This is a genomic window from Dolichospermum heterosporum TAC447 (assembly GCF_024584745.1).
GTDB lineage: Bacteria > Cyanobacteriota > Cyanobacteriia > Cyanobacteriales > Nostocaceae > Dolichospermum > Dolichospermum heterosporum.
Genome location: NZ_CP099464.1, coordinates 5,482,789 through 5,496,617, shown reverse-complemented (window position 1 = coordinate 5,496,617; position 13,829 = coordinate 5,482,789). Strand labels below are relative to the sequence as shown.

Genomic DNA, 13,829 nt, shown 5'->3' with positions numbered 1-13,829 from the left:
CAATTCCAGCAAAAAACTAGAATTTTGGTTACGAATCTCCATCTACCTATTCCCATGAGAATCCTCAAGATCCAGACCTTACGCGGCCCAAATTACTGGAGCATTCGACGGCATAAACTGATCGTTATGCGCCTAGACTTAGACAAACTTGCCGAAACCCCCTCAAATGAAATACCTGGCTTTTATGAAGGACTAGTAGAGGCACTGCCAAGTCTAGAGGGTCACTACTGCTCCCCAGGCTGTCGTGGTGGTTTTCTAATGCGGGTGCGAGAAGGCACCATGATGGGTCATATAGTGGAACACGTAGCCTTAGAACTCCAGGAATTAGCGGGAATGCACGTAGGTTTCGGTCGCACCCGTGAAACCGTCACACCTGGTATTTACCAAGTAGTGATTGAGTACCTAAACGAAGAGGCGGGTCGCTATGCAGCCCGGTCAGCAGTCAGGCTATGTCAAAGTATTATTGACCGGGGACGTTATCCCAAAGCCGAACTAGAGCAAGACGTTCAAGACCTCAAAGACTTTTGGCGTGATGCTTCACTAGGACCTTCCACAGAAGCCATTATCAAAGAAGCGGAGAAAAAAGGTATTCCTTGGATGCCTTTACCAGCTAGATTCTTAATCCAATTGGGCTATGGTATCCACCAAAAACGGATTCAAGCCACAATGACCAATAACACAGGCATTCTTGGTGTAGAACTAGCCGGTGATAAAGAAGCTACTAAACGAATTCTCGATGCCAACGGCGTACCAGTCCCCAGAGGTACAGTCATCAATTTCTTTGATGATTTAGAAGAAGCCATTGAATATGTTGGTGGTTATCCCATCGTGATTAAGCCTTTAGACGGTAATCATGGACGAGGAATCACCATTGATATCCGCAACTGGGAAGACGCAGAAGCAGCTTATGAAATGGCTCGACAAGTCTCTCGCTCAATCATTGTTGAGCGATACTATGTGGGAAGAGATCATCGAGTATTAGTAGTTAATGGCAAAGTAGTTGCTGTAGCAGAGAGAATTCCTGCTCATGTCGTGGGTAATGGCAAATCTACAATTACAGAACTAATTGAAGAAACAAACCTTGACCCTAAACGTGGTGACGGACATGATAACGTCTTGACTAAAATCGAACTAGACCGTACCAGCTATCAACTTCTAGATAGACAAGGGTACACCATCAACAGTGTGCCACCCCAGGGAGCAATTTGTTACTTAAGAGCTACAGCTAACTTAAGTACAGGTGGTAGTGCTGTAGATCGCACAGACGAAATTCACCCAGAAAATCGCTGGTTAGCACAACGGATAGTCAGAATTATCGGCTTAGATGTAGCTGGTATAGATATCGTGACTTCAGATATTAGCCGTCCCTTAAGAGAATTAGACGGTGTAATTGTTGAAGTCAATGCTGCCCCTGGTTTCCGAATGCACGTTGCCCCCAGCATTGGCATCCCCCGCAATGTCGCCGGCGCAGTCATGGATATGCTGTTCCCCAACGAACAATCTAGCCGCATTCCTATACTTTCAGTTACAGGTACGAATGGTAAAACCACCACAACTCGCCTGTTAGCTCATATTTATAAGCAAACTGGTAAGGTTGTCGGCTACACAACTACAGATGGTACTTATATCGGTGATTTCTTAGTAGAATCGGGAGATAATACAGGTCCTCAAAGCGCCCATGTTATCCTTCAAGATCCGACCGTAGAAGTAGCCGTATTGGAATCGGCTCGCGGTGGCATTCTCCGCTCTGGGTTGGGTTTTGAAAATGCTAATGTAGGTGTAGTATTAAATGTGTCCGCTGACCATTTAGGCATCGGTGATATAGATACTATTGAGCAATTAGCCCATCTCAAAAGCGTAGTTGCTGAAGCTGTTTTCCCTGATGGTTATACGGTACTCAATGCCGATGATCACCGGGTTGCTGCTATGGCAGAAAAAACTAAGGCGAACATTGCCTACTTTACCATGAATCCAGACTCAGATCTGGTACGGAAACATATCCAACAAGGTGGAGTAGCCGCAGTCTATGAACATGGTTATCTGTCCATTGTCAAAGGTGATTGGACGCACCGCATCGAAAGGGCAGAAAATATCCCCTTGACAATGGGTGCAAGAGCGCCATTTATGATTGCTAATGCTTTAGCCGCTAGTTTGGCAGCTTTTGTTCAGGATGTCACCATTGAGCAAATTCGCGCTGGTTTAAGAGGCTTTCGTGCTTCCGTAAGTCAGACCCCAGGACGGATGAATTTGTTTAATTTGGGTAAATACCATGCTTTGGTAGATTATGCCCACAATGCTGCTAGTTACGAGGCTTTGGGGTCATTTGTCCGTAATTGGACAACGGGACAGCGCATTGGTGTAATTGGTGGTCCGGGCGATCGCCGTGACGAAGACTTTGTTACTCTAGGTAGATTATCAGCAAATATCTTTGACTACATCATTGTTAAAGAAGATGATGATACTAGGGGTAGACCTCGTGGTTCAGCTTCAGATTTGATTGTCGAAGGCATTACCCAAGTGAAGCCTAATTACCGCTTTGAATCAATTTTGGATGAAACCACAGCTATTAACAAAGCCTTAGATATGGCTACTGATGGTAGTTTGGTAGTAGTTTTGCCAGAAAGCGTCAACCGGGCGATTAAGTTAATTAAGATGCGGGGAGTACAGGAAGAAATTCAGCCTCAGCAATCAGTTAACAATGATTCCCAAAATGGGATAGCACCTTCTTCTGTTGTTAATACACTGATTTAGGAGCATCTCTTGTTTGTAAATTGCCCTCAGACTAATTCATAATTTAAGCCTGGGGGTTAATTAATATTAGTTAAGACTTAGCAGACATCTTTAAGAATAAAATGGGTGCGGCTCTTTTAGGAAGACGAAATACTACATTCGTATTACACGGCTCTAACCTAACTATATCTACATTTTTCTTTTCTAACCTAAAAACTGGAATTAAGCTCGCAGAAAAATTAAACAAAAATCCCTTTTTCAGAATGTAACACGATACTACAAAAAAGATATGATCTCGATTTTGAAATTTGAGCGAACCCCTTTTCAGAATGTTTAAAAATTACAATCCTTACCCTGTATGAACTCTAGGCTTTATGCCAGAATTGAAATTGTCTTCTCAAAAGAGCCGCACCCGAATAAAATAGCAGGAGTCAGGAGTTAAGCGACTTATCAAGCCCACCTTCCGCACCCTCTGGTGTCACAATCGGTAATTTCGGATCTTTGAATACCTTAAAGGATAATTTTTATACAAAAATTGGGAAATTTCAGATAGCGATAGCGAAGCGCTGCTGCAAGCAGTTCGCCAGTCCCAAATCTCCAAACGACCAATTGTCGTTGTGTGACAGTTTAGGGTGCGGAAGGTGGGATCAAGGTAGTTATCTATACTGATTCATATTTCCAAGGATTAATAATAGAAATACCACATCCTTCAAAATCAGAAACATTGCGTGTTGCTATGGTTGCTTTATGAGTGTAACAAATAGCAGCAATTTGAGCATCAGCTTGAGAAATAGGAGTCCCATTTTGTCGTCGTTGGGATGCAATATGGGCAAATGCTACAGCAGCATTTTGATCAAAAGCAAGAACGCGTCCAGCGAAATCTTCAGAAAACATCAGTTGTGCTGCTTGACTAAGTTCTTTTCGTCGTTTTCCTTCAGGGAGTAAAGCAATACCATAGAGAATTTCCGCTTGAGTAATTGTTGTAGTAAACATACTCATCAAAGGTTTTTCAGCTACCCATTCACGAACTATTTCCGACTTTTGAGTCTTCATTAATTCTGAGATGACATTTGTATCCAAAATAATCATTCTTCAAATATTGATACGTTGCGGATAGGTTCTCTAGCTATTTCTGGTAATTCAAAATCGCCCAAATTTGTAAACCGTTGTTCAATCAAAGTTGCTAGATTTAAGGGATGTTTAGTATTTTCGATGAGAACAAGACGGAGAATTTCTCTCACTTCTTCTTCTAGGGAACGTCCATGTTTTTCGGCTCGTTTTTGCAACTGATATTTGATGTCATCATCAATGTTAGAGATGGTGATATTAGTCATAAATAATGGAGATAATTTTGATTATACCTATTATAGTCAATAATCCCGAAAATTTTTGATTTTTACCTTTAAAGATGCACACAGTTACATATAGTACGCATTTAATAGTAGTTAACAGCCTCGATATTCTCTACTTTGTGAGTTAAAATCTTCTCAAGAAGAATCCAGATTAAATGAACAACAAAAAGAAAGATTAGATAATGTTCAAGAAGTTTCCCCTATTCTGGCAAAAATGCACGCCCTCAAAGAAGAGTTTCGAGACATATTTGAATCTACTAAGCCTTGGGGTGAAAACATAATAAATTTATTAGATTGGATGCATGATGGAATGAAGTATTTTCCCAAAAGTATAGGAACAATAATTAGATGGTTTGGTGAAGTCGTAGGTTATTTTGACGATAGAACTACCAGTGGTACTGTAGAAGGAATTAATAATAAACTCAAATTAATCAAAAGACTTGGATATGGATTTCGTAACTTTAGTAATTTTAGATTACGTAGTTTATTAAACTGGCACTTTAGTATTAATTCTCCATAAAAGTGACGCAAGAGCCATAATATAGATATTGGTTATTTTATGACAGAGAAATTATTCAATGGAGAGGGGGAGATTCGAACTCCCGGAAGCTTTCACCTCATCCGATTTCAAGTCGGACGCATTCGACCACTCTGCCACCTCTCCAGATTATTTGCCAGAATTGTGGAATACAAAAACTGACAAATAAAATCATAACACATAATTACAGAATTGGCACTACTGAAACTGAAGAATTATAAAAAACTTCCTCAGTAGCGATGTGGTAGTCCTGATCCACCCAAACTAGAGAAGCTTTTGTTACCAAACCATCCTGCAAAGAAACCAGAGAAAAATTCCGTAACTTCATCCCGTCTTGTTGAATAATCCGGGGGACGGTGGCAGCGTTTAGGTAAATAGTTCCTTCTGGACTTCTAAACACAGCCTTGCGTTGCAACTTTTTAGTATGGCGCAGTGTGCGGTGCATATGACCAAAAGCGACAAGGGAAACAGTTTTCTTGAGGTTGAGACTTTGAGAAATTGCTTCCGCTAAATCAGGATCACCAAAATCACCACCGATAGGATGCCAATCTTTGCCACAAGGGTCCTCAGCGCGATCGCCTAAACCGCTTGGTCCATTGTGTCCGAGAAAAATAATATGATCACAAGTAACACTTTTTACTACCTTAACAATTTTATCTGCGGACTCCTCCAAACTAGAGACACCATAGCGTTCTTGACACATTTGGGCAAATCGCCATTCGGGTCCTCCCCAGGTAAAAGGACGACCACCCACCACAGTTAAGTTCCACTGAGGAAAATCTAACTTACCATAACCGACTTGGGCAGAACCTAATAAATCTAGCTGTTCCTGTACCCAGTCTTCCTTGGTGCGGTCATAAGGACATTTTTTGCGTCCCCATTCAGTCGCCGAGTACCAGGCATCGTGATTGCCCATTACGGCTGCTTTGGGAAGGTCTAGGGAGGCGATCGCTTTTACCACCTCCACCGACTCATTCCCGAAATCACCGACAAATAGCGCCAAGTCAACACCGAGATGCTGGAGTGCTATGCCGTCCTCTACTTCCCATTGGTCGTGAACATCGCCAATTACAGCAATTTTGATAGGTTTTGATTGATTTTTCTGACTGGTCATGCCACTTTAAAAAGCCGTATATCTCCAGGATATGAAACTCCACCGGATTTGGACATAAATTGCTAGAATCAATCCCTCACTCTTTTTGGTAAAAACTACTATAATTGAATTTACAAGTTCAGAGGAAACAGGGAAAACTCATGTTTAGAAACATGAGATTAAAATAAGGATACCGTTTTTTCGGGCTACCCATCTTGTAAAAACATCTTTATTCTTGACTAAGCTTTAAACTGGTGCAAATGAGCATTTCTTATCTGTTCCCTGTTCCCTATTCCCTGTTCCCTTGCTTTGTAATCTTAATTGTACAAAAAAGCAGTTTTTAATTGTGTTTACAACTACACTTACTCAACCAAAATCAGGTATTTTACCCTTAGATCTATTTGCCGCCATTGCGGATCTCAAAACAGAACTGAATGCAGTGATATTAGCCCACTACTATCAAGATCCTGATATTCAAGATATTGCCGATTTCATTGGCGATTCCTTGCAATTAGCCAAAGCCGCAGCCAATACCAAAGCCGATGTCATTGTCTTTGCTGGTGTTCACTTCATGGCGGAAACAGCCAAAATCCTCAACCCTGATAAATTGGTGTTATTACCAGATATTAATGCAGGATGTTCTTTAGCAGATAGTTGTCCTCCCCAGGAATTTGCAGCTTTTAAAGCCGCACACCCAGACCATTTGATAATTTCTTATATTAACTGCTCGGCGGAAATTAAAGCCATGAGCGATATCATCTGTACCAGTTCCAACGCTGTGAAAATTGTCCAGCAAATACCCCAGGAACAGCCAATTATTTTTGCTCCAGATCGCAACTTGGGACGGTATGTAAGGTCACAAACAGGACGGGAGATGCTGTTATGGCAAGGTAGCTGTATTGTTCATGAAACCTTTTCCGAAAAGAAAATAGTCCAGTTAAAAATTACACATCCTCATGCAGAAGCGATCGCTCACCCCGAATGTGAAACCAGCGTCCTCCGCCATGCCAGTTATATTGGCTCTACAGCCGCCTTACTCAATTATTGTCAAACCAGCCCTAGTCAAGAATTCATCGTGGCTACAGAGCCAGGAATCATTCACCAGATGCAAAAACTAGCGCCTGACAAACATTTTATTCCCGCACCCCCCCAAAGTGATTGTAACTGTAACGAATGTCCATTTATGCGGCTAAACACCCTAGAAAAACTGTATCTAGCCATGAAAAACCGCACCCCAGAAATTACCCTACCAGAAGAAGTCCGCATAGCCGCACTCCGACCCATGCAAAGAATGTTAGAAATGAGCTAATTAGGGTTTGCTGAAAAAGTTGTCTGTGAGGGCTAGGAGTCACCGAGTCAGGAAGAAGAATTAGAAGAAGAGAAGAATAATCTTGAATTTGGTCAAGTGATAGGGTTTTGGTAGTTTCAACGCTTATTCCTTGCACTTGTTTCACCTTTTTTACCTTCAAACTCTTGATATATCTCAGTTCTAGGTTTATTCAGCAGACCCTAATTAGGAGTCAGGAGTCAGGAGGAGGAAGGAAGAAGAAGGAGGAATAGAAAAAATACATCCTGTTCATCCTTAAATCCTGGACATCCTGATTCTGACATTGTTAAGATTTACTCTTCTGAGCTTCTTTCTGGGCAGCCTCACTAAACTTTTTATACAACTTAGTTCTAATTTGTGCTTCCTGATAACGGCTGTGGCTAGGTGTAACCTGACCCATTAAATCAGAAGCCCGTTGCCAAGTAGCAGCTAATTCCAACCACTGAGTTGAAGTTGTAGCCGTTGTACCAGTCACAGTCGCCTGGTTAGCCAGTCTCACAGATGCGGCAAACGGATCATCCAATGGGATAGAAAGACTTTGGCTAACAGGACGATTCGATGATTCTGGCGGTCTTTGGTTGACTGTTTGAGAAGATTGAGAACCCACTAATGGCAACAGCTTCTTTAATGGATTACTTAACCGAAAATCTAGCAACCAAGCCAGTAAAATTACTGAAGATAAACCAGCAACCCATATAAATAGAGTTTTGACAGAAATTTTGCCCTGATTTCGATTCTTCAGCAAAGATTGGGGTTTTGCTAAAATAGGTTTTCTTGATTTGGTATAAACTTCAGTTAACTCTGGAATTAACCGCTTTAACAAATTTGGTTGGTGTACAGTAATTTCCCGTGACCACAGTAACTGACCATCAGTATCGCGGTTAATTTCCTCCAACCATAGTAATTGCTCTTCTCGAACAATTCGACTATTAATATTAACTCGGCGAATATGATGTGGTGCAAGTGAGTCCAAAATTTCTTGAATTTTTGGTACTAGGACAGATTGCTCCAGTTGCTCTACTGTAGCTGCTTCACACAAGATTTGTAATATGCCAGTCACAAAAACTGCTCTAGTTCTGACACCAGACACAACTAGCCTTTCATTTAAAACTTGAATAATTGCCGCCACGCTCCCCTGGTGAGCTTGCCAAGCGATATCATTTATCCGATCTGCCATTTGATATTTAGTGATAGCTATCACACCCTGATCTGTAAAATAATATAACTTAAGTTACTAATTATCTAAATTTAGGCAGGGAAAAAGGTCATTGGTCACTGGTCAACTACTCCTGCCTCTTGCCCCTTGCCTCTTGCCCCTTGCCCCTTGCCCCTTGCCTGTTCCCTCTTGCCTCTTACCCATTTTCAACTAGCAACTTACGTTAATATACATTCAATTTGCATATATCAATTGTAAATTTGAGCAACTCTATATTCTATTTGCTCAAGTGCAAATTGCCACACTTGATATCCTGCTAAAGATAAATGTAATCCATCTGTAGTTAATTCGGGACGCAAATTGCCATCAATATCCGTAAACCAATTGTGAATGTTGAGGTAATTAGCCCCTTGCTTTTGGGCAATTATAGCCAGTTGGGCGTTAATATTACGAATTCGACTATTGGGGATTTTCTGCGATCGCACAGGTAAAATAGATTGGACAATAATCTGACTACTGGGATGACTCTGACGTAAGCTATGAATAATCCGCGAGGAATTGACCAAAATTGACTTGTCAGTAGCGCCCTTACGTAAATCGTTAATCCCAGTCATCACATAAATTACATCGGGTCTGGTGGCAGAAAATGCCGACAATCTTTTAGAAACGCCCTCAGAAGTGTCTCCAGATATACCTTGATTTAGCCATAATTTACCCGTAGGTAGTTTGTCCTTGGGAAACCACAAACTTAAAGAATCACCTACTAAAATACTCAACCGATTCGCACCTTGACCTTTAGCCATAGCTTTAGCTTCCATAGCTAATAAGCTTTTCCAGTCTTGATAAGTCAGTTTATCTGCCTTATTTGATTCCCCAGACAATGCTAAATTTTCATCATTATCAGTGCGCGTATAAATCTGACCAGATATAAGTGATGCTAATCTTTGCTGGTAGAGTTGACTACCAGAAATAGGTGATTTAGTTGGTGTCGTTGGGGAATTTAAGTTAAAGGATGATTTAACAGGTATTGATAACCCATGCTGTCTAAATTCTGATAAGAGAATCTCTAAGGTGGGGAGGTTTTTCCTGATTACTGATGATTGTTCAACGGTTGTCGGCGCTTGTCTACTAAATTCTGGTAATAATTTATCAGTCTTGACAAGACTCTTATTTGCTGATGAGGAGTTTTCAATTTGATTACTAAATTCAGGTACAGCAATTTGACGTGGAGAATTTCTTTTGCCCTTGTAAACCTGGAAACCCTCGGCTAAATCCAATAGAGATAGAGAATCTTTGGGAAGATTGGTTATTTGTGGGGGCATTGATATTGGTATGACCAATCCTGTTAATAAACTTGCAGCCAACAGATAAGGTTCACTCATCGTTGTTTTGTTCCTTGTGCGTATTCACTACTTTTTCTTATGACAGCGTTAACTAAGTGAATTCAGGAAGATTTCGATTTCTGTCTATACCCCACATTGAAAAAAGCCTTGATTCGTAGCGACTGTCTTGATTGTCAATCGATCATTAAGTGAGACGGGGCTTATTTTGCTAGTTTACAATATTTAATAATATTAAGTTATTCAACGCTTTTCAATCCGTTGAACCACAATAAATATCCTCCCGTCAGGATTAATCAACACTAAATTTTGGGATTTTCTATTTTAGAAGATTTACTGTATAAGCTTTCCGGCTTTTTGAGTATCTCTCTGTTACCATCGGGTTTCACAATCTTATCCCTTGATGATCTACTAAATTTTAGGTTTAATACTTTTGATAGATGACAATAATTAATTGTTTGTGTTGTGAGTTGTAAGAAAAATTAATAAATAATTATATAGGTATCAATTTTTGTTGCTAAAAAAACAGCAATAAAACGCCAGAAAGTCCAATTGATAAGCTTTAAATAGTATTTATTTTTTTAAGATAGCTACGTTTATTTACACCTATCTCTATAAGCAATGTTATTATTGATACTTAAATAAGTTGCGTTATTTTATTGTGTGATTTCAGTAACACGGCTGTTTGTAGCAGAGTAAGTAAATCGTTAAAATGCTTGCTACAGAAGAGTTATGTCCGTAGTCAAAAAGTTAGATTTGCAGAATTATTGAGTCTGTTTGCTATTTATAGTTTGGATTAGACATACAAAGATTTATCGAAACTAAAGTAGATCAGTTCCGGGGATGTAGAATAACTTAGCGAAAAGTGCTAAGATTTATCGGATGTCATTAATGTTTCTTTTTATAACGTGGCTAGAGCTAGTACAGCAATCGGTGTATCTCCCATCATTAAGGAGATTGTGCAAAAACAGGCACATTCAACTCGCTTAACTTTGAAAGAAGTTATTCTCATGGGAATGTTGGCAATTGATAAGTTAGATGATCAAAATTGTCAAGAATTGGCAGATCAAGTTCATCAAATGCAGGTTAATGGTGAAATCTAAAGCTGCTGGCAGGAGTCTAAAATTTAAAGTCTCAAGCCTTCAGTTCACAAGCTAAAAAATAGCAAAAGTGGTAGTGTGATTTATCAAGTCTCTACTTTTGACTAAAACCTTAGCTAGTTGCCATTAAATAGTTTTCGTTTAAGTTCAAACTTAACTAACGGTATTGCTAATTTACAGTAGTAAAGTCCGTTGTGTTAAAGGCAAAAAAGGGATCTGAAACTAGATCCTTTTTGTCTGTAAAAAATTTAATAAAAAACTCAGCGAAAGTTTCATGAACTTTGCTAAATGAGGTTTAATTTCTGCTTGTTTACAGCGGTGCAAATAGGCAATATTAGACTTGATAGCGACGATTTCCAGTAAATTGGCAAGATTGCCTCCATGATTGGGAAACTGATTAAAAATATCATTTCCAATTCGTAAAATATTTTAGCCTCATAGCCATTTTTGAGTATTTTTGCATACTCTGGCTATGGGGCTTTAATATTTTTTAATTATTTGTTGGAATTCTGATTTTACAAGTTTTCTGAATTGGTTATAGCGGTTATTGGTTGAGTGAAATACAAGAACCCCACCCCCAACCCCCTCCCCGCAAGCGAGGAGGGGGCTTATGACTGTATCTCATTCAAGTGCATACCGCTATAATGCTTTTATTGAGTATTATTGATTGTGAATTAAAGAGTTTGGGGTAAATGGTTGGAAAAGGAAAAATTTAAAATAATGCCATGATTGCAGCGGGAGAACCAGAACCTCCTCTTAATCTGAGAATTCCAATAATTAAGGTGATACCATGTGGTGGTAACTGATCTAAATTGGTGAGGTTTTCGAGAACAATTAGCGATAGCTCTAAAAGCAACCGATTAATAGTAAAATTGGTATCTTGCCCAGAATCTACACCATGAGTATCAATACCCACACCAGTAATTTGCCTGTGTGTAATTAAAAACTCAGTCGCATCATAGCTAAAACCAGGAAAGTGCATTTTTCCGTCTTTATCTTGGTTAAAAAATGCCTGGTGATTTAACCATTTTTCTTGCCAGCCAGTATATAATATCACTAAGCTACCTGTGGGAATTTCTCCAAATTCAGTTTCCCAAGTCTGGATATCACTAACAGTCAAGGCATAATCAGGATTTACTGCTGCTTGGTCACAAATATTGATAACTATAGCTGGTAATATTAAAGATGATGCTGGATACTGGTCAATACTTGCGCCGTTTGCATAAAAACTATTAGGGGCATTGATATGAGTCCCGCTATGTTCTCCCAAGGAAAAGCCTCGTAAGTAATAACCATCCTCTGGAATTTCTGCAACACTGGTAAATTCTACGGGAGGATCACCTGTCCATTTTGGTATATCTTGATTAATGAGATGACTAAGATGGATGACACGAGAGTAACTAATATTACTTAATGGTTGGGAATTTTTGCTGATCAAAAGGGTTTTTTTGTAAGTTGAGGATATTTTAACAAATATAGGTGTTATGCACGCTCACTAACTTACCATGATATTAATAAACGAAATTGCGTCGTTTTCAGCTTTGGGAATAACTTACAAAAGTAGGGTGTGTCAGATAAAGGAAATCTGTTCTCTAGTGACATACTCCACTTTAATATTTAGGAAACTTTGTCAATGCCTAAGCCCTAAAATAATCCCCCAAACCTTTTCACTTGAAGGTAATGGGGGGAAATTTTAATGTTGCAGCAAATAGTGAACTTAACCCTACTGAACATTAGAAAAGTTAAGCTTTAAATAAGGAAGAGTTAATTTTACATGAATTTTCTCCAAACGAGATTTCTGTAACGCTTCTTTCTCCTGACTGGGCGCAGGCCCTGCGCCCCTACCTCCTGACTTCAATTAGCCATGACCTTGGGTACTACTAGGACTTTATCAACCCGATTTCCGTCCATATCCATAACTTCAAACCGCATACCATCCCATTCAAAATGATCTGCGGCTGCGGGAATCCGTCCTAAATGGGTGATGACAAAACCGCCTAATGTTTGATAATTTCCTCTTTCTTCATGTTCTAATTCTTCAAGATCAAATAGTTCTAAAAATTCTTCTATGCCTAACATTCCATCTACTAACCAAGAACCATCTTCCCGTTGTACAGCTTCAGGTTCTTCTTGTCCTGGTTCTGTGGGAACATCACCGACGATTTCACTCATGATGTCATTGAGGGTGACTAAGCCTTGAATTACGCCATATTCATCTACGACTAAAGCCATGTGTGTGACGGTTTGTTTGAATAATTCTAAAACTTTTAAACCGCGTGTGCTTTCGGGGACAAATACGGGTTGACGTAATCCTAGAGTTAAGTCTAAGGGTTCGTTGCGTAAACTTCTGGCTAATAGGTCGGTGACGGGAATAATCCCCAGAACGTTATCTAGTCCTTCTTGACAAATGGGATAGCGAGAATAGCCGCTTTCTGCCATTTTTTGGCGATTTTCTTCGGGGGGATTTTCCAAGTCTAACCAAACTATATCAGGTCGGGGTGTCATAAAGGAGGTGACGGGGCGATCGCCTAACCGGAAAACTCTCTCTACCATGTCCTGTTCTGCTTCTTCAAATGTTCCCGCTTCTGTCCCTTGTTCGATGAGAATTTTGATTTCTTCTTCTGTGACTTGTGGTTCAGCAGAGGGTGTGATTCCTAATATTCGCAAGACTAAATCTGTAGATGCACTCAAAAGATAAACTATGGGTGAGGCTATTTTTGCTAAAGCCCGCATTGGTATGGCTACTGAAGCAGCGATTTTTTCGGGGTTATTTAAAGCCAGACGTTTGGGGACGAGTTCACCAACAATTAAGGAAAAATAGGTGATCAGTAAGACTACAATGCCAAAGGCGATCGCATTACTATAATTAGCTAAAATTGGAATTAGCTTGATATAATCTTCTAATCTTTTGGCAATGGTCGCACCACCAAAGACACCATTCAGAATATTGATGAGTGTAATCCCCACCTGGACGATAGAGAGAAAATGATTGGGAGATTCTGCGAGTTTTAATGCAGCCTTGGCGTTAATATCCCCTTGATTGGCTAACTGCTGTAGTCTGACTTTCCGGGCTGAAACTACAGCCATTTCCGACATGGAAAATACACCGTTGGCGAAAATTAGCACCAAAATCGTTAAAATTTCAAACGTGAAGGAAGACATTTTTAAAATTGCTGGTATAAAGAATAGAAGT

General features: G+C 39.9%; 10 protein-coding genes, 1 tRNA gene and 1 pseudogene. 4 read left to right on the top strand and 8 right to left on the bottom strand.

Annotated features, from left to right (window positions below):
* The first annotated feature begins 54 nt into the window (after positions 1–54).
* Positions 55–2,751 (top strand): cyanophycin synthetase, encoded by a 2,697-nt coding sequence (cphA, locus tag NG743_RS24935; protein WP_257122178.1) that lies wholly within the window; start codon positions 55–57, stop codon positions 2,749–2,751.
* Positions 2,752–3,390: 639 nt separating this feature from the next.
* Here cphA and NG743_RS24930 read toward each other — a convergent pair.
* Entirely contained in the window at positions 3,391–3,819 is a 429-nt protein-coding gene (locus tag NG743_RS24930) for a type II toxin-antitoxin system VapC family toxin (protein ID WP_053538779.1), read from the bottom strand.
* On the bottom strand, positions 3,816–4,064 hold the full coding sequence (locus tag NG743_RS24925) for a FitA-like ribbon-helix-helix domain-containing protein (RefSeq protein ID WP_257121102.1): 249 nt from the start codon (positions 4,062–4,064) through the stop codon (positions 3,816–3,818). Before NG743_RS24925 ends, NG743_RS24930 begins: the two co-directional genes overlap by 4 nt.
* 154 nt (positions 4,065–4,218) lie before the next feature.
* On the opposite strand from NG743_RS24925, the pseudogene NG743_RS24920 reads away from it, so the two are divergent.
* Positions 4,219–4,602, top strand: a pseudogene (locus NG743_RS24920) (ISL3 family transposase); the annotation flags it as partial.
* 59 nt (positions 4,603–4,661) lie between these two features.
* Here the strand turns inward: NG743_RS24920 and NG743_RS24915 are convergent.
* Both NG743_RS24915 and NG743_RS24910 read right to left on the bottom strand, forming a co-directional pair.
* Positions 4,662–4,746: transfer RNA gene (locus NG743_RS24915), tRNA-Ser, on the bottom strand.
* A gap of 58 nt (positions 4,747–4,804) precedes the next feature.
* Positions 4,805–5,734 (bottom strand): TIGR04168 family protein, encoded by a 930-nt coding sequence (locus NG743_RS24910; RefSeq protein WP_027401354.1) that lies wholly within the window; start codon positions 5,732–5,734, stop codon positions 4,805–4,807.
* A gap of 325 nt (positions 5,735–6,059) precedes the next feature.
* On the opposite strand from NG743_RS24910, the gene nadA reads away from it, so the two are divergent.
* Complete coding sequence (nadA, locus tag NG743_RS24905; protein WP_027401355.1) at positions 6,060–7,022, top strand: quinolinate synthase NadA; 963 nt, start codon at positions 6,060–6,062, stop codon at positions 7,020–7,022.
* A gap of 304 nt (positions 7,023–7,326) precedes the next feature.
* Here the strand turns inward: nadA and NG743_RS24900 are convergent, their stop codons facing one another.
* Together NG743_RS24900 and NG743_RS24895 are read right to left on the bottom strand one after the other, a co-directional pair.
* Positions 7,327–8,217, bottom strand: coding sequence for a hypothetical protein (locus NG743_RS24900; RefSeq protein ID WP_193963948.1), 891 nt, complete (start codon positions 8,215–8,217; stop codon positions 7,327–7,329).
* A 227-nt stretch (positions 8,218–8,444) separates the two neighbouring features.
* Positions 8,445–9,578 (bottom strand): SGNH/GDSL hydrolase family protein, encoded by a 1,134-nt coding sequence (locus NG743_RS24895; protein WP_257121101.1) that lies wholly within the window; start codon positions 9,576–9,578, stop codon positions 8,445–8,447.
* 866 nt (positions 9,579–10,444) lie between these two features.
* Between NG743_RS24895 and NG743_RS24890 the strand changes: the two genes are divergently transcribed.
* A complete protein-coding gene (locus tag NG743_RS24890; RefSeq protein ID WP_015083627.1) occupies positions 10,445–10,639 on the top strand; it encodes a hypothetical protein in 195 nt (64 codons plus the stop codon).
* 709 nt (positions 10,640–11,348) lie between these two features.
* On the opposite strand, the gene NG743_RS24885 is transcribed toward NG743_RS24890, so the two are convergent.
* Complete coding sequence (locus NG743_RS24885) at positions 11,349–12,074, bottom strand: cyclase family protein (RefSeq protein ID WP_228043893.1); 726 nt, start codon at positions 12,072–12,074, stop codon at positions 11,349–11,351.
* Between the two features lie 416 nt (positions 12,075–12,490).
* On the bottom strand, positions 12,491–13,798 hold the full coding sequence (locus NG743_RS24880; RefSeq protein WP_027401359.1) for a hemolysin family protein: 1,308 nt from the start codon (positions 13,796–13,798) through the stop codon (positions 12,491–12,493).
* Positions 13,799–13,829 lie beyond the last annotated feature (31 nt).

Bases quoted from the DNA above. Each gene is read 5' to 3' on its own strand.
- cphA (WP_257122178.1), top strand. From the start codon at position 55: ATGAGAATCCTCAAGATCCAGACCTTACGCGGCCCAAATTACTGGAGC.
- NG743_RS24930 (WP_053538779.1), bottom strand. From the start codon at position 3,819: ATGATTATTTTGGATACAAATGTCATCTCAGAATTAATGAAGACTCAA.
- NG743_RS24925 (WP_257121102.1), bottom strand. From the start codon at position 4,064: ATGACTAATATCACCATCTCTAACATTGATGATGACATCAAATATCAG.
- NG743_RS24910 (WP_027401354.1), bottom strand. From the start codon at position 5,734: ATGACCAGTCAGAAAAATCAATCAAAACCTATCAAAATTGCTGTAATT.
- NG743_RS24900 (WP_193963948.1), bottom strand. From the start codon at position 8,217: ATGGCAGATCGGATAAATGATATCGCTTGGCAAGCTCACCAGGGGAGC.
- NG743_RS24895 (WP_257121101.1), bottom strand. From the start codon at position 9,578: ATGAGTGAACCTTATCTGTTGGCTGCAAGTTTATTAACAGGATTGGTC.
- NG743_RS24880 (WP_027401359.1), bottom strand. From the start codon at position 13,798: ATGTCTTCCTTCACGTTTGAAATTTTAACGATTTTGGTGCTAATTTTC.